The organism is Sorangium sp. So ce145 (assembly GCF_051525985.1).
Classification (GTDB): domain Bacteria; phylum Myxococcota_A; class Polyangia; order Polyangiales; family Polyangiaceae; genus Sorangium; species Sorangium cellulosum_B.
Genome location: NZ_CP150315.1, coordinates 1,868,751 through 1,886,308 on the forward strand (window position 1 = coordinate 1,868,751; position 17,558 = coordinate 1,886,308).

The window sequence follows — 17,558 nt, forward strand, 5'->3', positions numbered from 1 at the left end:
AGCAGACGAGCCGCGCGGGCCGGAAGGCGTGTGCCGCTCCGGCAGGCCGGCAGGCAAGCTGCGTATCGTAAGGGGGCGCGGGGAGAATCAGTACGGTCGAGCGGGGGGCGCAGGATTTCGACCGGTCAGGGGCTCGGTAACGTCACCGGAATGGACGCGGGGGCGATGCCGAAGCCTCTCACGAACATGAGCTGCGCGGCGCTCGCTGGGTCGGATGAGCTCCAGTCTCCCAGGAGGACAGCGGCATACCAGTTCGTTGGCAGGGTTCTCGCAACGCTCCGGATGGCGTCGGCGGATCCGGCCGGTCGAACTCCTAACCATTGCTGGTCGGCGGCGCGCGGCGGCACGAAATCGACGCCGGTAGTGGCGCTCGCTGACGCGTACGCGACGTCGGTGTGCACGGGTGTGAAGGTGTCGCCTCGGGTCCCGTCTGCGTTGACCGACCAGTAGCCGAGATCCACCGAGGGCGCTGTGGCCGAGGCGTTGATCAACAGGACGCGAGGGGTGGTGAACGTCCCGGTCAGGTCCGGCTGCACCCTCCACAGCTTGAGCTGCAGCGCCTTATCGCCCGTCTCTCCGGTGGTGCCGAGCAGGCCTCCCAGGTAGATCGTGCCGGGGTCCAGTGAGCCCGTCCGCTGACCGTCGACCACCACGGTGTCACCCGCGCCTCCCTCGCCGGTACCGGGCGCGACGAGCGAGAGCGTCGACTCCCCCGGCAGCAGATCGGTGTACGTCGGCACCTGCGCATACTTCAGGTTGATGGCGATCCTCTCCGTGCCCGAATACACCACGAGGGACGATGGCGTGGGCGGCGGCGACGCATGGAAGAGGTAGACGAGCGGATCCCGCCTGACGAAGACGGCAGGCGAGTCGTCCCCCGCCGGGACGACGAGCAGGCCGTGTGCGCGCGCGTCGTTGGCGACGCGGGTCGGCTCCCCGGTCTCGACGACGAAGTACGATCGCCCGCCGATGAGCGACGCCGCGGCGAGCGAGAACGGCGCCTGACCCGTCGGACCGAAGGACCTCGACGCGGTGACCGTGATCGACCGGGTCGACAGGGGCACGAGCAGGCCTTCTGGAGCGCTGGCGGTGAACCAGTCGAGGGCCGCGGCGGCCGTGGCGCTCCGGTCGATGTAGAACGATTTCGGATTCCACAAGTTGGAGTCGGCGTTCACGAAGCGCAAGGCGACCTCGCTGCATGAAGGCGTCGTGAACTTCTCTTCTTCGATGAGAAGCCGCGGCTTACTGGTGGTGGACGTCGTGCCCAGGATCCCGATGGCCACGATCGTGTAGCGCGCCCCAGGGGCGACCGTCAGCGGATCCGCCGAGATCGTGAGCGCATCGCCTGCGCCACCGGTTCCATCATCGCTCCGTGCCGAGAAGGTGATCGCGCCCGCCGTCACTTTGGCGTACTTCGTGACCGACGCGGCGACCCTGCTGGGCGACACTGCCTCGATGTCGGGTACCGACGCCCCGTTCACGTAGAGGCGGAGCGCAGGCGGATCGCCGGCCCCTACCGGGGTGTTCACGCGATTTGGCAAAAGGGCGTTGATGAACCGGACCTTGGGTTCAGGGTCGGTGTCCGGCGGCAGGCCACACTCCTCCGGATCGCCGCCGCCGGCGCCACCCGCGTCGCCGGCGCCACCCGCGTCGCCGCCGCCGCCCGCGTCGCCGCCGCCGCCCGTGGCGCCGGCGCTACCAGCGCCGCCGCTGCCGCCCGTGCCACCTGCCTCGCGGCCGCCCGTGCCGCTGGCGCCGCCCGCCTCGCCGCCGCCCGTGTCACCGCCGCCGCCCGTGCCGCTGGCGCCACCCGCGTCGCCGCCGCCCGTGCCGCCGCCGCCCGTGCCGCCGCCAGCACCGCCAGCGCCGCCAGCACCGCCCGTATCGCCGGCGCCGCCCGTGCTGCCAGCACCGCCCGTACCGCCGGCGCCGTCAGAGCTACCGCCCGACGACGTGCTGGCGCCGGCGCTCGTGGTTCCACCTCCGCCTTGCCCCGACTGTGATGAGGTATCGTCGTCCCCGCAAGCGCTCGTGAAGATCGAAAGCCCGGCCAGCGCACCCACCATGATCAGCCATCGTTGACGCATCTTCATCGTAACACATCTCCGTGTAGCGCGTCGCACGCGCCAGAACGATTCATTACCTCGGGAACTTCAGCTCGCAGGCGTCACGCGGAACCGCGATGACTCCCCTTGTCAGCTCGTCACGCATGTAGATGTAGGCCATCACGCCGGCGTTGAAGACAGCTCTCCGGAGCCATGCATCGACCTCCGGCGAGCTCGCGTCCGCGGCGCGGAGCCCATCCGTGAGAGGATTCCTGAGCGTGCACACGTCCCTCCACATGGGCACGCCGAACTCCGGCGCCACCGCATTGCTCAGGATGCTATTCCAATTTCCGCTCGCCGCCGCGGCGTCATAGCGGGCTCCGTATCGATGAGCATCGGTGCGGAGCTCATCGCAGGCGGCGCGCGCGACGCCGAGCATGTTCGCCCTCGATCGCTTGAAGGTGGCCTTCGCAGTCTCCAGATCGAGCGGGATCGGCACCGCGGTCACTATCCGATTGTTCACGAAGACATTGAAGAAGGTCCCTTCCTCCTCCGGGGTACGGCCGAACGAGATGGTGGTCCCCCCGGTCGCCATCCAGACGAGGTACTTCGCCGCCCCGTCGGGGCCGAGGTCGTCCTCCCCGGCGTCGGGGCCATGGAACGTGGCGAGGTTCTCGTTGGGCGCCCAGCGTGGGCCGAAGAGCCCGTCCACGAAGCTCGCCACCCTCGCCCCAGAGGTCGCGCGGAGCGCCCTGGCCGCGCCGGTCTGGGCGTCACCATGAATCCCATGGCAGTTCGCGCAGACACCGGCGTAGATATGCTCCCCCGGGTTGGCCCAGTAGATCGCGCTCCACGGCTGGCGCGGCCTCCCGGTCCCCGTATTGATCATCCACTGCTCCACTGTCTCGGGCTCTGGCGCATCCCCCGGGAACACGCAGCGTGGGACGAAGAACCCCTGAGCGTAGACCTTCTTCGCCAGCGCCTCGTGCTCGCTCGTCATCTCCTCCGCGCGGATCCAGTCGTCGAGCTTCGTCTTCCAGTCGATGTTGCGCGGGACATAGGGATAGCGCTCGGTCGTGTCCTCGAGCACCCACCCGATGGCGCGATGTTGCTCGCAGTCGTGAAGGGCGCGCGCCTCTGCGGCGTCCGCCGCGCGTACGGCGAGCTCGATCGCCTCCGGATCCTCCGGCGCCTCCTGTCCCCCGCGCTCGTAATCGCGCGGCACCGACGCCCACCAGCGCGCCACGAGGACCGGCAGGCGGCAGTCCACAGACGCCGTATGCATCGGCATGTGGAGATTGAAGAATGAGCCCAACTCCTCGTTGGGCACGGGCAGGCCGAATTCGCGGAGAGTCCACGCTCCCGTGGGCAGGACGATCCGACGGTAGATCCCCCCGCCGGGCACGGAGTTCTGGATGGCGAGCTCATCGAAGGGTGTGGGCATCGCAGGAAAGTAGGACAGCCCGTCGGAGCCCATGGTATCCATATGAAACCCGAAGACGCTTCCGCCAGGCGACATGTCCAGGCCTCGCAGCGTCGCCTTGCTCGCCACCGCATAGCCGCGCGGGTTATGGCAATGGGCGCAGTTGCCCGCCATGTAAGCCTGCATGTTCAGCTCGTCGGCGTTGCGCGGCCGGCGGGGCAGCGCAGACTCCTCCAGCTTGGGGAAGGCGTCGGGCGTGAGGGTCGCCGACGTGCCGCGCACGACGCCGTACGCGAGGAGACGCTCGAGCTGATTGAGCTCATCGGCGAGCACGTCCGGCGTGTAGACGCCGCCTTCCCCTTTGGGTCGCTTGTGGAGCTGGAAGGGCGTGATGCCGAGGACGAAGCTCTCGCTCTCCGAGCCCGAGTGGCACGCCACGCATCGCGTCGCGCCGGGCACGGCGTAGCTCTGCAGTGCGCCGGTGGTCTCGTCGGCCGTGTAAGGGCGGACGTAGTCGGGGAACGGCTCGCCGTTCAGGTAGAGCTCCCTGCTGTCCGGTGACGCCGGATCAAGCCCGGTCCCGAGGAGCTTCGCGCTCGTCTCCTCCGCGTTCCACACGTACGTGCCGAAGATCGCGTCCTCGGCCTGCTCGCGCGTCACGATGAGGCGCGTCTCCATCTTGCGGTATCGCGTGACGCCGTCGGGCTCGACCACGGCCCTGAAGAAGGTCTTGTAGAGGCGGGTGTTGGGGGGGACGCGGAGGCTCTTCGCCTCCGGGTCGTACGTGATGGCCTGTCCCGCCGGGAGGTGCACGAAGCGCAGCTTCGCCGCGTCGTCCGACCAGAGAGGGTAGGTCGGCGCGTAGGCGAGCGTCCCCCTGCGCGCGAGCACCTCGGCGTCCAGCGAGACGAAATCGGTCTCCGACAGCTTGACCGGGAGGTCCTCGAACGATCGCATCGCGGCGAAGCGCTCGTCCACCTCCTCGTCTCGGCCGACGATCTCGGCGTCGGGGATGCAGCTCCCTAGCTCTGTCAGCGCATCGCCGATCTCGCGCGGGGTCAGGAAATCTACGTCGGGATCGACGTGTATATCGCCCTTCGGGAGGACGTACGTGCCGGCGGGGCACCCCTGCTCGATCCACGCTTGCACCCGCCGGCCGAGCGCCTCTTGCCCGCCGATCTTGTAGGGCATCTCCCCGCTGAGCATGACGTCAACGGGCGTCTTGCCGCTCTTGCCGCGCGCATCGCACAGGTTCTCCGGGGTGCCCGTGTACGAGAAATCTCCTTGCTCTGCCGGGGCCTTGTGGCAGTTGCCACATTGAATCTCGATCTCCCCCGAGAGGTTGCTGAAGGTATCGAGGGCATCTTCGACCGTCGCCGAGTGGCGCTGAGGGATCGGTTCGTGCGATCGGACCGGGGTGCACAGGCGCGGTTGCGGGCCCCCCCCGTCACCGCCGCTGCCGCCGCCTCCGCTGTTATCGCCGCCCGCGACCCCGCCGCTACCGCCGGTGCCGCCGCCTCCGCCGCCCGCGACCCCGCCGCTGCCGCCGGTACCGCCGCTGGTAGCGCCGCCGCCGCTCGTGCCCTCCGGGGGATCACCGGTGTCGTCACCTCCGCAGCCGTACCCGGCCAGGGACACGACCCCGAGCAGCAGCACCACCGACCTCATCGTCATCCAACACCGACCTTGACCCATCGCTGCCAACTCCCCGGGCTCGCAGCGGCGAACCCCCTACAGTCGCGGCGGCCGAAATGCCACCGGTGAGCTCCTGGAACAACCGTGAATGCCGGTTGTCACGGACCCGTGACGCCATTGCGGTCCCATCGACGCAGATGATTGCGCTTTCATTGATTTACGCGCCGCCGAAAGAACCAACTGGCCCATCTCGTTCATGTCATCTCCATCGTTCAAAGTGACGGTGGGCCGAGAGCTTGCTATCGCCGGTCAGGCTGAGAGTGAGGTGATTGAGCGGCTGCACGACGTCAAAGACGAGCCGAGCAACGCTGCTCGCCGACCAGGGATGCTACTGGCACACGGCGATCCCCAACCGGCGGCAAGAGCGACGCGTTCAACTCATGAAATCCGGCGCACGGCGGGGTGCTCCGCGAGCACGCCGCGACCGGCGAGCTGTCAGGACAACAGGAGGAGATGAATCAGGGGCAGGAGCAGTCGAGCGGCTGGTGGCCCCCGAGGTCCGGATCCGTGCACGCGATGAAGTCGTTCTCCTCCAGAATCTCCTCGAACCTCAAGGCATCGGTATTGAAGGCCCAGTCCAGGAAGGCATCCTCGAGGCTGTCGCGGCTTCCGTTGCCCTCATTGACATACAGGAAGCGCGACAACGGGTACGACCCCGAGCGGATATTGCTCTCGGTCGGTGCCACGGTGTTGACATTGAGCGAATGGTTCTCGCCCGAAATGTGCGCCGCGAGGCCGGCGTACGCGACCACATTGGCCTTGAGCGCGGCGATCCAGCCCAGGCACTCGGTGGCCGTGTCGGCGATCAGGCAGGGCGTGGACGAGGACCGCGTGCCCCCGTACGCCACGAGCGACGACGAGTGCGGGGTCCCCACCGTTCCCGCCGGATCGGTCGTGAGCCGCGGCCCGGCGAGCGCGTCGTCGGTGACGGCCTTGACGCCGGAGCAGAAGGTGGTGCAGCCAACGAGGGCCTTGAACACTTCGGTCGTGCCCGAAGCGTCGTCGCGGCGATAAAAATTGATGGTGTTCCCGGAGTTCGACGCGCCCGTGGTGAACTCGCCCCACGTGTCGAAATTGCCGCAGGTGGTGGCGTCGCCGGTGCCGTTGCCGCAAAACCCGCCCTTCACGTTGGCGAGGGCCACGTTGGAAGCGGTCTCGGGGTAATCCACCCAGAGAGCGACGCCGTCCTTCGCGACGCAATGGTTTGCCTCGCCGGCCTGGGGACTGTTCAGGGCCCGGGACATCGGGGCGATCGTCTGATCCTTGCTCCCGTTGCAATACGTATTGCCGCCATAAACCACCGGTTGGCCGCGCATGCACTTCTCGCCATTGCCCGACCCGGTACCGAGGTAGGTGAGGGGCACCCCCGACTCGGTGATCGCCTGCGTCATCACGTTGTGCAGCGTGTCCGATCCGAAGATTCCATTGGAGAAGGTCGGACCGTTGTTCAGCGCCTGCTCCGACTCGCCAAGGACCACGGCCTCGTCCGTGCTGCTCACGGCGCACGCCGCGAGGCCGAGTACCGAGACCGCCGAAAGAACCAACTTACCCATCTTGTTCATGTTCATCTCCATCGTTCAGAGTGACGGTGCTCCCGTGCACCTCGATCATCTCGGTGCACGGCGCCCAGCTATCAAGCCAACAACGCAGCGAAGGCCGCCTGGCCGTCGAGGGGCTCGCCGGCAGGCGGTCAAGTCTCTATCTCTCGCGACGCGTGCCGCTCAGTGAGTGGTCACCGTGCGGATCTTGCCGAGGCGACTCCCCTGCCGCTCCGTGAACCAGATGTCGAGGAGGCCGCACCCCTGGAGCGCCGGGAGCAGCGTGATTCCGAACGGGCGAGAGTTGGCGAGCGGGAGATCGAACTCGGTGACGACGCCGCTCGTGGTGACGCGTCCGACCTTGTTCGCGAACTGATCCGTGTACCAGAGATTGCCGTCCAGCCCGAGGGTGATGTTCGAGGGGGAGCGGTTCGGCGCAGGAAGCGCGAACTCCGTCACGGTCCCGCTGGTATCGATCTTCGCGATCTTGCCCGTCATGGTGAACCAGATTTGGAGGTCGGGCCCGAGCGTCATCGCATTGGGGGTCACGGACGAGGGCGGCAGCGGGTACTCGGTTACGGTCCCGGACGTGCTGATCCGCGCGATCTTGTTCGCGAACGACTCCGCGACCCAGAGGTTGCCATCGACTCCAGCCGCGATCCCGCGCGGTTGGCTGTTGACGGTCGGGAGCGCGAACTCGGTGATCTGCCCGGCCGGCGTGATGCGTCCGACCTTGTTGCGGAGGGTCTCGGTGAACCACACATTCCCGTCGAACCCCAGCGTTATCGCGGACGGGAGCGAGTTGCTCGTCGGGATAGCGTACTCGGTCACGACGCCGCGCTTCGTGATCGCCCCGATCTGGTTTCTCGCTGAATCGGTGAACCAGATCCGGCCATCCGGACCGAGGGTGATGGCGAGCGGGTTCGCGTTGGCCGCGAGCGGGTACTCGGTCACGTTGCCGCTGTAATCCGCGGCCGCAATCTTCTTGGCGGTGGGCTCGGTGAACCAGACGCGTCCGTCAGGGCCGAAGGTCATGGCCCCCGGCGTGGCGCCCGAAGGAATGGCGTACTCTGTGATGTCTCCCGCGGACGCCGCCGGGCAATGCCCGGCGCTCGCGTGCTCCGCCTGCGCCATGAGGGCGGCGCCGACCATCAGCGACAAGGCAACAATCGACTTCTTCTTCATTTTATTATCTATCAGGGTTTGAGGTTGAGAGCGTCTCTCGAGATCTCCTGTTACGAATCTGTGGATGCCGCGGCTGCGCCGCGCGCTGGCGTTGCTCGTCGAGAGCGGCGCTACGCGCGCTCTCGACCGCTGCCTCTTCGCGCTCACGCTCGTCAGCGGTGCGTCATGATCCCGCTCGGCGCCCCGTTCTGAACTGCGTCGGCAAACTGCGTGCACACACGGTGCTTCCCCCCATCCCCTCCCCGGAACCGGATTCCGTCCTATGTCGATTCGCACCTGTTTGCTCGTAGAACGAGCCACATGGCCACGGAGGAAATTACGTTCCGCACGTATATGGAGTGTCGGCGCCAGGCGCGCGATGAGAACGCAACGCCGAGACCGCGCGCCGGCCGGACACGCCAAACAGGTTGGTTGAACGGCCACGGCTGCATGGAGCCGATGACCGGACCCATTCGGGTCACCCCACGATCGCGAGCTGCCGCCGCGGCGCTGCCTGTCGACGGAAGCGAGGACGAGCCGCGCTCCTGCCTCCGCTGATCACCCCGCGTCAGAATGCACTGGTGACGCGCTCGAACGCTCAAGCATCTGCGCGGTTCGGGCGCGTCGATGCAATCGAGACCCACACGTCATAGCTCGCGATGCGGGGGAGATGGCAGCCGTGCCCCCCGGCGGCTTCGTGTGGGGCGGACTATACTCGGCGCGAAGACGAAATGCGCGAAGTTTGTGTTACGTATTACCGACGTGTGTCCTGTGATGGCGTGATCCTGTTGTCCTCGAGCGGCGAGCTGATGCGAGTTCGATTCGGCTGTCGGCTCTGCGACGGTCCTGTGCCGGAACGGTAGAACGCCAGCACACGATACCGCTCCTCTCGCGAGAGCAGGCGTCGCGCGTTCAGGCAGCGGCGCCCGAGATCGGGGAGTCAGGGAGCGCGGCCGCCGGCTGGCCGCCCCTGGCCGCGCGGCATGCGGTCGGCGGCATCAAGTTTCTCGTTACCCTCCGAATGTCGTGTACTCTCGCCGACATGGCTCCCGTCGTCGTCATCACCGGTGCATCCAGCGGAATCGGTCGATCGCTCGCGTTCTCCTGGGCGAAGCGCGGCGCGCGCGTGGTGCTGAGCGCGCGCGGGCGAGACGCGCTCGAGGGGGTCGCCTCGGAGGTGCGCGCGGCGGGCGGCGACGCCCTCGCGGTGGCCGGCGACGTGACCGTCGAGGAGGACCGCAAGGCGCTCTGCGAGCGGGCGCTCGGCGCGTATGGCCGGCTCGATGTGCTGGTGAACAACGCCGGGCGCGGCTATTACACGCCGTCGATCGAGATCGATCCCGCCGAGCTCGAGGCGCTCTACCGGCTGAACGTCGTCGCCCCCGTGCGCCTCGCGCAGCTCGCGATCGAGCCCCTCGCGGCCACGAAGGGCACCCTCGTCATGGTCTCCTCGATCGCGGGGCTCGTCGCCGCGCCGCGGATGGGCCCGTACGCCTCGTCGAAGTTCGCGCTGGAGGCGCTCGCGATGTCGCTCCGCGCGGAGCTCTCGTCGCGCGGCGTGCGCGTCCTCGTGGTGCGGCCGGGGCCGGTCGAGACCCCGTTCCACGCGAACGCCGTCGTGACCGACGACAACGTCGGCTACCGCCCGCCCGGCCACAAGAAGCAGAGCCCGGACGAGGTCGCCGAGATGATCGTGCGCGCCGTCGATGCGGGCCGCGACGTCCTGGAGACGAGCCTGTTCGTGAAGACCGCGAGCCTCGCCGCCCGCGTGGCGCCTGGCCCCATGCGCTGGCTCTCGAGGCGGATGGCGCGCCGGTCGGGGTTCTGATCCGAGCGCGCCCCTCCTGCGCCGGGGACGCCGAGCGGGTCGAGCGCCCGAGCCAGCCGAAGGAAGGCGGGGCGGGGAGGGGCGCCCGGACCGAGCTCCGCAAGGCGGGGGCTCAGAGCGAGCGCAGGAAGGCGACCACCGCGTCGCGATCTCCCGCGGGGAGCGCCATGAAGCGCTGCTTCGCGGCGTCCGCCTCGCCGCCGTGCCACAAGATCGCCTCGACGACGTTTCGCGCGCGGCCGTCGTGCAGCAGCTGGGTGTGGCCGTTCACGGCCTCGAGCAGCCCGATGCCCCACAGCGGCGGCGTCCGCCACTCGCGCGGCCCCGCGAGGTGGTCGCTCGTCGACGTGTCCGCGAGCGCTTCGCCCATGTCGTGCAGGAGCAGATCGCTGAAGGGCTGGATGAGCTGATCCCGCAGCTCGACGAGCGGGTGGCGGCTCCCCGTCTTCATCGAGGGGACATGGCAGCTCGCGCACCCTGCCTGGCTGAACAGCGCCTCTCCGCGCTGGACGGCCGGGTCCGCCGTGTCGCGGCGCGGCGGCACGCCCAGCATGCGCATGTAGACGGCGAGCCTGTCGAGATCCTCGTCGGAGAGCTCGGGATCTCCGCGCGTGCCGGCCTGACAACCCGCCTGCGCCTCGCCGCACTCCTCGACAGGGAACAGGCTCGTCGTCACGCCCATGTCCGCCACCAGCGCGTCGGCGACCTGGTGGGGCACGCTCACCTTGCCCGCCTTCCAGCCGAAGCGCCCTATCCGCGTCACCCCCGAGACCGGGTCGGGGATCAGGTTCGGACGGCCCGAGATACCGTCCTGATTGCAGTCCATCCCGTCTGCGCGCTCGAGCACCGTGTCCTCCGCGATCGCCTCGAGGAGGCCCATGCCCACGAGCGGGCGTGCGACGCGGACCGAGTAGCTCGCGATCGGCCCTGCGGAGAGCCCGTCGAAGCGGAACGTGGGCTTTCGCAGGACGTACGGCGTGCCATCGGGGAACTGCCCGGGCTCCTCGGTATAGGCCACGGTGGCCGTACCCTCGCTTTCGCCCCCGCCCTGCGCCTTGTCCTGCAGCTGCCGGCCGTAGCTCGGGTCGGCGGTGGGCCCGCCGTCCGCGTTCGCGCCTGCGCCGAACAGCTTCACGACGGCGGTCTCCATCGCCTCGCCGGGCTCGGGCGGGGCGCCGCGGCCGTTGTTGATATGGCAGCTCACGCACGCCGCCTGGTTCGAGAGCGGCCCTGCCTTGCCGGCGTGCTCGTCGAAGACGGGGTTACCGCCCTCGCTGTGCTCGCCGGTGGCAAAATCCGTATGGAACAGGCGGCGCCCCTCGAGGAAGGGCTGGATAGAGCTCTCCTGGATGTTGAGCGCCATCTGCTCGTAATAGAGATGAGGCTCCTCGTAGATGTACGGTATCGTCCCGTCGCCGCCCGACAGGGCCGCGTCGTTCGGCTCGTTGAACGGCGTCAGCTCGCCGCTGCCGACGCGGTAGCGGAACGTGTCGCTGTAATAGCTCGTCCTCCCCTCGACGGTGCCCGCGTCAAGGAAGACCCCGAACTCGAACTCCAGCAGATCTCCCGCGCGGATCTCCCTGCTGTCCCTGGCGTTGCGATCGACGACGAACTCCCAGTGGGTGCTCGTGATGCGCTCCATGCCGTTGTTCGAGTCGAACACGTTGCCCTCGCCCGAGTACCAACAGCGGAAATTGATGGTCTGGTTGTTCGATGCGTTGGCGTTGGGGAGCCAGGTGAACTTGACGGTGCTTCCGCCCGCCGGGATCGTGTCCTCGACGATGAACTTGTAGCTCCGGTTCTCGAAATAGCGCGGCTGGTACGGGCTGAACTCTTCCTCTTTCTCGTGGCGCCCGCGCACGCGCCCTGCGGCCTCGAGCGTGATCGTCCCATCGGCGGCCGTCGTGGTGATCGGCTTGCCCGCCGTCGCCGAGGGGAACAGCGGGGAGATCTCGCCGTCCACGCCGGAGCACTCGCCGGGATCGACCTCACCGCCGTCGCAGGCCTGCGCGGGCGGCGCTCCCGCAGAGAAATAAGCGAAGATCGCCTCGATGTCGGCCGTCGCGATCTGCTGCTCGCCGAAGGCCGGCATGCGCGCGTTCTCCGTGCGCCCCGTGCGCACCTGCGCCGTGAACTCCTCCAGGGTGCCCTCGAAGGCGAACAGATCGGGGAACCCGCCGGCCGGCTTGCCGTGGGCGCTATGGCACCCGCCGCAGTTCAGCGCGAACGCCTGCGGCAGCGCTGGCCCGTCGCTCGTCTCCTCGCAGGACGGCGCGCCATCCGGACCGCCCCCGTCGCCCGGCGAGGGCGACTCCGGCGAGGGCGACCCCTGCGAGGGAGACGCGGGCGACGGGTCGCTCGAGCACCCGAGCTCTGCGGTGCAGGTCACGAGCAGCCCGAGCGCGACATGGAGACCCCCGGACACCAACCGACGTGAGCGGCTTTCGAACATCGCGCTTCGACCTCCGGTGTGAGCCCATCCATCGAGACCGTGAACCGCAGAGCTACCGCAGGATCTCCTCGAGGAGCGCGTTCGGCACGCCGCGGCGATCTTCGCCGAACGACGCGACGCCGAGGTCGTAGTACTGGTTCATGATGGTGAACCACAGATCGCGGAGCTGGCGATCCTGGCCGAGGGGGCCATACGCGACGTGCGCGTCGTTCAGGAAGACGCCGTCGCCGCCCAGGAGGACGATGGGCAGATCGTACGCGTCGTGGTCGTGCGTACGCATCTCGCTCATGTAGACCATCACCGAGTGATCGAGCACCGTCCCATCCCCCTCGGGGATCGCGTCGAGCCGCTGCGCGAGCTGCGCTGTCTTCTGGCCGAGCCAGCAGTTGATGGCCGCGAAATCGAGGTTGCTCTCCTCGACCACCGCGTAGCGGCCGCCCTCGTCCGTGGCGCCCAGGTTGCCGGGGCCGTGCTGGCAGGAGTGATAATGGAGGCTGCTGCCCGCCCTGTACTCGAGGCCCACCTTCGCGCGGACGTCGGCCGGGATGCACCGGTACTCGAACTCGGAGCGCGCGTCGTCGAGCATGTGGGTGATCACGCGCGTCACGTCGCATTGAATGGCCATGACGATGAGATCGATCATGACGTTCGCGTGATCGTCGTGTTTGTACTCGCCGGCTTCCGTGCTGTCGTTCTCGTTGAGCCCCTCCTGCTGCCCCGGCGGCTCGGGGACCACGCCGGGCTCGCCGATCGGGCTGCAGCCCAGGCTCGACGGGGTCATCGTCGACTGGACGCGGGTCACGTTCTTCTCGGTCTCTCGCAGGGCGTCCAGGTACTGCTGGACGATCTTGCGATCGTCCGAGCCTACCTTGCGCATGAGCGAGTTCGCGTCCGCGAGCACGGCGTCGATGACGCTCTTCTCGGTCGCCGCGCGGCGCTCCGCCTCGATCCTGGCCTGCTCGTCGGTCTGCCCCGGCACGGGGGGCGCGCTCGCGGCGCCCGCGTTGATGAGGGCGTCGAACACCGCCTTCGGGTTGACCGAGCGCTTCAGCGGCTCGCGCGGGCTCTTCCAGGAGACGGCCTGATTGTAGGCGTAGCTGCGCCCGTCGAAGAAGCCGGGCTTCACCCCGAGCCCCGTCTGCAGCGACGGGATGCGGGTCGCCTGCTCCGGGCCTGCCTTCTGGACGATGAGCTGGTCGACCGAGACGCCGTTGCCCACCCACTCGCCGAGGTCCTGCCCCGCGGCCCTCCCCAGCTCGTCGGCGTCCACGCAGGTCGACAGCGCGGCCATGCAGCGCGAGTGGGACGGCTCGATGAACGCGTTCTGCTCCTTGCTCCACGTGTGGTTGCCGAGGCGGCTTATCATGAGCATCTTCGACTTCACCGGCGCGAAGTGCTCGAGCACCCTCGGCAGCTTGAAATCGGCGCCCTTCAGCGTCTTGCCGAACGCGGGCGCCGTCTCCCACCAGTGGTGGGGCGCCCCGTTCGGGAAGGTGCAGAGCAAGAAGCGCTTCGGCGTGCCGGGCTCCCCCGCCCGCGCCCTGCGCGGCGCGAGGCTCTCGAGAAACGGCAGCGCCAGGCAGACGCCCGCGCCGCGCAACAGGTTCCTGCGTGTCATTCCGCGTTTCATGTGCGCATCGCTCCTTCGTGCCTGGTTCCGTGCGGAAACAGCGCCTGCGGCCTCACTTCGCCCTGCGGCCTCACTTCGCCCCGACCTTCGCTGGACGGAGGCGGAACGCCTCGCTGGTCACCACCTGCTTCACCAGATCCGCGATCGTCCCCTTCTCCCAGCGCGCGGCGATCGCCTCGAGCGCGTCCCTGTCGCCGCCGAACGGGCGCCGGCGCAGCGCGTACGTGAAGAGCTGCTCGGAGGGGCAGATCCCCAGCTGGGGGTCCTTCTGGAGCTCCGGGATGAGGCCCGAGATGTCCTGGAACGCCGCGCCCCCGTACTCGCCTGTCGCGTCGACCGCGTCGCCGTTCGGGTACGCGGTCCGGTAGGCGCCTATCGCATCGAAGTTCTCGAGGCTCAGCCCGATGGGATCGAGGACGTTGTGACAGCCCGCGCAGTCGGGCGACTCGCGGTGCTTCTCGAGCTTCTCGCGGACGTTGTCGACGGTGCCCGTGTCGCCTCCCGCGGCCTCGAGCTCCGGGATATCCACGCCGGCGGGAGGGGCCAGCTCGGCGCAGTAGAGCTGCGCCAGGATCGTCTTCGCGCGGGACGTGGGAGAGGTCCGATCGGCGCGCGAGGACAGCGTGAGGAACGCGGGGAGCGTGAGGAACCCGGCGCGCCCGGCCTCGGGGTCGTTCGCGTAGAGCGGCGCGAGCAGCGGGCTCTCCGGGTGGGGAGCCGTGAGGAACTCGGACCACGGCCGCTCGCCGGTCGTGAAGCCGGTGAAATAGGCGTTGGCCTGGTCGATCATCGCGCCCTTCATCTCGTCGTTCCAGCCCGGGAACAGCGCTGTGTCGACGCTGTGGCTGGGGAGCGTGCGGGTCCCGAGCCACTGCCCGAAGAAGTTCTGGAAGAACGCGGCGCTCTTCGGGTCGGACAGCATGCGGTCCACCTGCTCCCGGAGCTCGTCCTCGGTGGCCAGCGCATCGCTCTCTGCCGCGTCGAAGAGCTCCTCGTCCGGGAGCGAGCTCCAGAGGAGGTACGAGAGGCGCGACGCGATTTCATGGCCGCCGAGGGCGCCCGGCGATCGCTTCGAGTCGGGGCCGACCTCGATCCGCAGGAAGAAATTCGGCGACGTCAGCAGGGTCCGGACGACGTGCTGCACCGCCTCGACGGGGGACATCTCGAGGGTGGTGCGCGCGTCGTCGTACTGCGCCGCGTACCGGTCGACCTCCGCCGCCTCGAGCGGGCGCCGGAAGGCGCGCAGCCCGAAGCGCTCGATGATCTCGCGCGCGCACCCGTCGCCCGTGCCCTCCGCCGGGTCGCACACGAGGATCTGGGCGCGCTGCGCCTCGTTCGAGAACGCGTCGGCCGCCAAGTTCTTGGCGGCGTCGTAATACCCCTGGACGAGCACCTGCGAGAGGCTCGAGAGCGCGCTGGCGTTCGCGTCGAAGCCCTTCGCGCCGGAGGCCGGGAACCCGTCCGCCGGCCTCAGGCGCGTGCCCAGGAGGTGGGCGACCGTGTTATTGTACTCCGATGCTGTCATGTGGTGCAAAGGCATCCCGCCTGGCGCGACGACGGCGTCGTCTCCGGGGTCCTGTCCCGGTCCCGGAGCGTCATCGGCTCCGAGGATGCCAGTGCACGAGATGCTCAAGAGACATCCCCCGGCGGCGAGCCAGGGACTTGCGAACACTCGGTCAAGTCGGCACATCATGGTCGGCTCCCGCGTGTGGAATCAGCACTCTCCCCCCTCGTCGCCGGGGCGCGCGCCTTTCGTGATCGAATCGACCGCACACCCGCGCTAGGATCAGCCTGTGTCGTGCGCGCGGAAGACTACGATGATGGTGCTGCTCCTCGGCCTGTCCGGATGTGGGGCAGATATGGATATTGCGGTGGGGCGTATGACTCCGACGTCGGTTGTGGGCGGCGGCGGGGAAGGTGGTCGTGGCAGCGGGGAAGGGGGGCGTGGTGGTGGGGCGCTGAGCGGTGGTGAGGCGGGAAGCGGCGGTGGGGCGGGAGGCGGCGGTGGGGCGGGAAGCGGCGGTGAAGCGGGAGGCGGCGGTGAGGCGGGAGGCGGCGGCGCGGACCCTTGCGATGCGCTGCCGTCGCTGGCTCATCGGTACTCGTTCGATGGGGTGGGGGCGGTCGTCGTCGATACGGTCGGCGGCGCCGACGGCGAGATCTTCGGCGGCGCGAGCCTCGACGGCGGAGGGGTGCTCACCCTCGACGGAGAGGACGACTACGTCGATCTGCCCGCGGGTCTCCTCACGGGATCGAGCGACGTCACCGTGATGGTGTGGGTTGCCCGCAACGGCGGAGGGGCGTACCTGCGCGTCGTCGATTTCGGCATCGGCAGCACAGGTGAGAATCCCGTCGAAGGCGACTCGAGCGTGGGGCGGTCCTACCTCGTCATCACCCCCTCGACGGGCTTCGACCCGCCGGGTATCGCCGCGTTCGCGAGCGACAGCGGCGCCGCGGGTCAGGTGCAGGTCACCACCGCGCCCACGCTCGATGACGCCGAGATCCATCAGCTCGCCGCGGTCTTCGACGGCGGGGCGGGGACCCTTTCGCTTTACCTCGACGGCGCGCTCCTCGGCAGCACGCCTGTCGGCTTTCCGCTCTCGGCGATCCAGGACGCGAACAACTGGCTCGGGCGGTCCCAGTTCGATCAGGATCCGTATTTCGGAGGGCGTTACGACGAGCTGCGCCTCTACCGCGGGGCGCTGGCCGGCTGCGCGATCGAGGCCGCGTGGCGCGCCGGCCCGGAGTTGCCCTGAGGCTCAGAAGGCCAGCGCGAGGCCGAGGCGCGCGCTGAGGCCCGCGGCCGGCGGGCGGTAGACGATGCCGTCGAGGTTCTCGACGACGAAGCGGGGCCGCCTCAGCGGGACGACGGCGTGCAGCGCGCCCTCGACGCTCACGGGAGCGGCGATGCGCCATTCGAGCAGCGTCCCGAGCCCGGCTGCGAAGATCGGCGTCGTGAGGGTGAAGGGCTCATCGACGTCCCGCCCCCTGGAGCGGAGCCAGTGCTGGCGGCCGAGCGCGCAGACGTAGACGCGGATGGGGCGCTCGAACGGGAGTGCGCACGCGTCGACCTCGAGGAACCAGAGCCGGAACTCGGCGCCTGCAGCCAGCCCCGCGATGTGGCTCGAGCTCGACGGCACCACGCCGGCCGCGCCGTCCGCGCGGAACCAGCCGCTGCGGATCCCGCCGCCCGCGGCGAGCCCGACGCCGATCGTGGGGACGAGCGCCTGCTCGATCTGCGCGCTCACCCAGAGCGCTCCCTCCACGTCGCGCTCGGCCGTAGCGGGCGGCCGCGCTGCCGCGGCAGGTCGGCGGCGCGGCGCGAGAGGCGGCGGGCGCGGCGCGCTGGCGGCGGGGGCGGCGACCGCCTGGGGCGGCGCGGGCTGCGCGGCGGCGCTCCGCGCGACCGCGTCGGGATCGATCGACATCGCGACGATCAGCGCCGCTGCCCGCGACATGGACGCGCAGTCGTCGCCACGGATCACCCGCTCGCCCGGCGCCGGCGCGCGGATGCGCAGGTCGAGCCGGTAGCGCTTGTCGCGCTCGCGAGCGATCGCGATCTCGACCTCGATAGGCTGGCGCTGCTCCGACGCTCCCAGCAGCCGGGCGATCTCGCTCCGGACCTCGTCGACCGGCGGGCACCCCGCCGGCGCTTCCCAGCGGAGATCGATGGTGCGCGGCTCGGCCGGCGCCGCGAGCGCGCGCGCGGGCAGGAGCCCTGCCGCGACGAACAGCGCGGGAAAGATCGACGGCGCATGCGCCCACCTCGAGACGTGCACCCGC

10 protein-coding genes are annotated in these 17,558 nt (G+C 69.2%); 2 read left to right on the forward strand and 8 right to left on the reverse strand.

The genetic code is table 11. From position 1 onward, the window contains the following. Positions 1 to 125: 125 nt before the first annotated feature. The 4 genes from WMF34_RS07065 to WMF34_RS07080 form a co-directional block, all read right to left on the reverse strand. Positions 126 to 2,093 (reverse strand): DUF4397 domain-containing protein, encoded by a 1,968-nt coding sequence (locus WMF34_RS07065; RefSeq protein WP_437992810.1) that lies wholly within the window; start codon positions 2,091 to 2,093, stop codon positions 126 to 128. 46 nt (positions 2,094 to 2,139) lie between these two features. Further along, on the reverse strand, positions 2,140 to 5,127 hold the full coding sequence (locus WMF34_RS07070; protein WP_437992811.1) for a hypothetical protein: 2,988 nt from the start codon (positions 5,125 to 5,127) through the stop codon (positions 2,140 to 2,142). A 494-nt stretch (positions 5,128 to 5,621) separates the two neighbouring features. Continuing rightward, positions 5,622 to 6,731 (reverse strand): PstS family phosphate ABC transporter substrate-binding protein, encoded by a 1,110-nt coding sequence (locus WMF34_RS07075; protein ID WP_437992812.1) that lies wholly within the window; start codon positions 6,729 to 6,731, stop codon positions 5,622 to 5,624. A 153-nt stretch (positions 6,732 to 6,884) separates the two neighbouring features. After that, positions 6,885 to 7,886: a Vgb family protein gene (locus WMF34_RS07080; protein WP_437992813.1), complete on the reverse strand. Its 1,002-nt coding sequence runs from the start codon at positions 7,884 to 7,886 to the stop codon at positions 6,885 to 6,887. A 1,021-nt stretch (positions 7,887 to 8,907) separates the two neighbouring features. Between WMF34_RS07080 and WMF34_RS07085 the strand changes: the two genes are divergently transcribed. Beyond that, complete coding sequence (locus tag WMF34_RS07085) at positions 8,908 to 9,693, forward strand: SDR family NAD(P)-dependent oxidoreductase (protein WP_437992814.1); 786 nt, start codon at positions 8,908 to 8,910, stop codon at positions 9,691 to 9,693. Positions 9,694 to 9,805: 112 nt separating this feature from the next. Here the strand turns inward: WMF34_RS07085 and WMF34_RS07090 are convergent, their stop codons facing one another. From WMF34_RS07090 to WMF34_RS07100, 3 genes are all read right to left on the reverse strand, one after another. Next, positions 9,806 to 12,118 (reverse strand): di-heme oxidoredictase family protein, encoded by a 2,313-nt coding sequence (locus WMF34_RS07090; protein ID WP_437992815.1) that lies wholly within the window; start codon positions 12,116 to 12,118, stop codon positions 9,806 to 9,808. Positions 12,119 to 12,197: 79 nt separating this feature from the next. Then, the gene (locus WMF34_RS07095) at positions 12,198 to 13,775 is read right to left on the reverse strand and encodes a DUF1552 domain-containing protein (protein WP_437992816.1); all 1,578 of its coding nucleotides are present in this window, start codon (positions 13,773 to 13,775) and stop codon (positions 12,198 to 12,200) included. A 70-nt stretch (positions 13,776 to 13,845) separates the two neighbouring features. Continuing rightward, positions 13,846 to 15,300, reverse strand: coding sequence for a DUF1592 domain-containing protein (locus tag WMF34_RS07100; RefSeq protein WP_437992817.1), 1,455 nt, complete (start codon positions 15,298 to 15,300; stop codon positions 13,846 to 13,848). Between the two features lie 355 nt (positions 15,301 to 15,655). Between WMF34_RS07100 and WMF34_RS07105 the strand changes: the two genes are divergently transcribed. After that, positions 15,656 to 16,531 (forward strand): LamG domain-containing protein, encoded by an 876-nt coding sequence (locus WMF34_RS07105; RefSeq protein WP_437992818.1) that lies wholly within the window; start codon positions 15,656 to 15,658, stop codon positions 16,529 to 16,531. Positions 16,532 to 16,534: 3 nt separating this feature from the next. Here WMF34_RS07105 and WMF34_RS07110 read toward each other — a convergent pair whose 3' ends face one another. Beyond that, entirely contained in the window at positions 16,535 to 17,554 is a 1,020-nt protein-coding gene (locus WMF34_RS07110; protein WP_437992819.1) for a hypothetical protein, read from the reverse strand. Positions 17,555 to 17,558: the final 4 nt, after the last annotated feature.

Excerpts from the sequence above, each read along its gene's own strand:
- WMF34_RS07065 (WP_437992810.1), bottom strand. The coding sequence starts at position 2,093 with ATGAAGATGCGTCAACGATGGCTGATCATGGTGGGTGCGCTGGCCGGG.
- WMF34_RS07075 (WP_437992812.1), bottom strand. The coding sequence starts at position 6,731 with ATGAACATGAACAAGATGGGTAAGTTGGTTCTTTCGGCGGTCTCGGTA.
- WMF34_RS07080 (WP_437992813.1), bottom strand. The coding sequence starts at position 7,886 with ATGAAGAAGAAGTCGATTGTTGCCTTGTCGCTGATGGTCGGCGCCGCC.
- WMF34_RS07085 (WP_437992814.1), top strand. The coding sequence starts at position 8,908 with ATGGCTCCCGTCGTCGTCATCACCGGTGCATCCAGCGGAATCGGTCGA.
- WMF34_RS07095 (WP_437992816.1), bottom strand. The coding sequence starts at position 13,775 with ATGAAACGCGGAATGACACGCAGGAACCTGTTGCGCGGCGCGGGCGTC.
- WMF34_RS07100 (WP_437992817.1), bottom strand. The coding sequence starts at position 15,300 with ATGACAGCATCGGAGTACAATAACACGGTCGCCCACCTCCTGGGCACG.
- WMF34_RS07105 (WP_437992818.1), top strand. The coding sequence starts at position 15,656 with ATGACTCCGACGTCGGTTGTGGGCGGCGGCGGGGAAGGTGGTCGTGGC.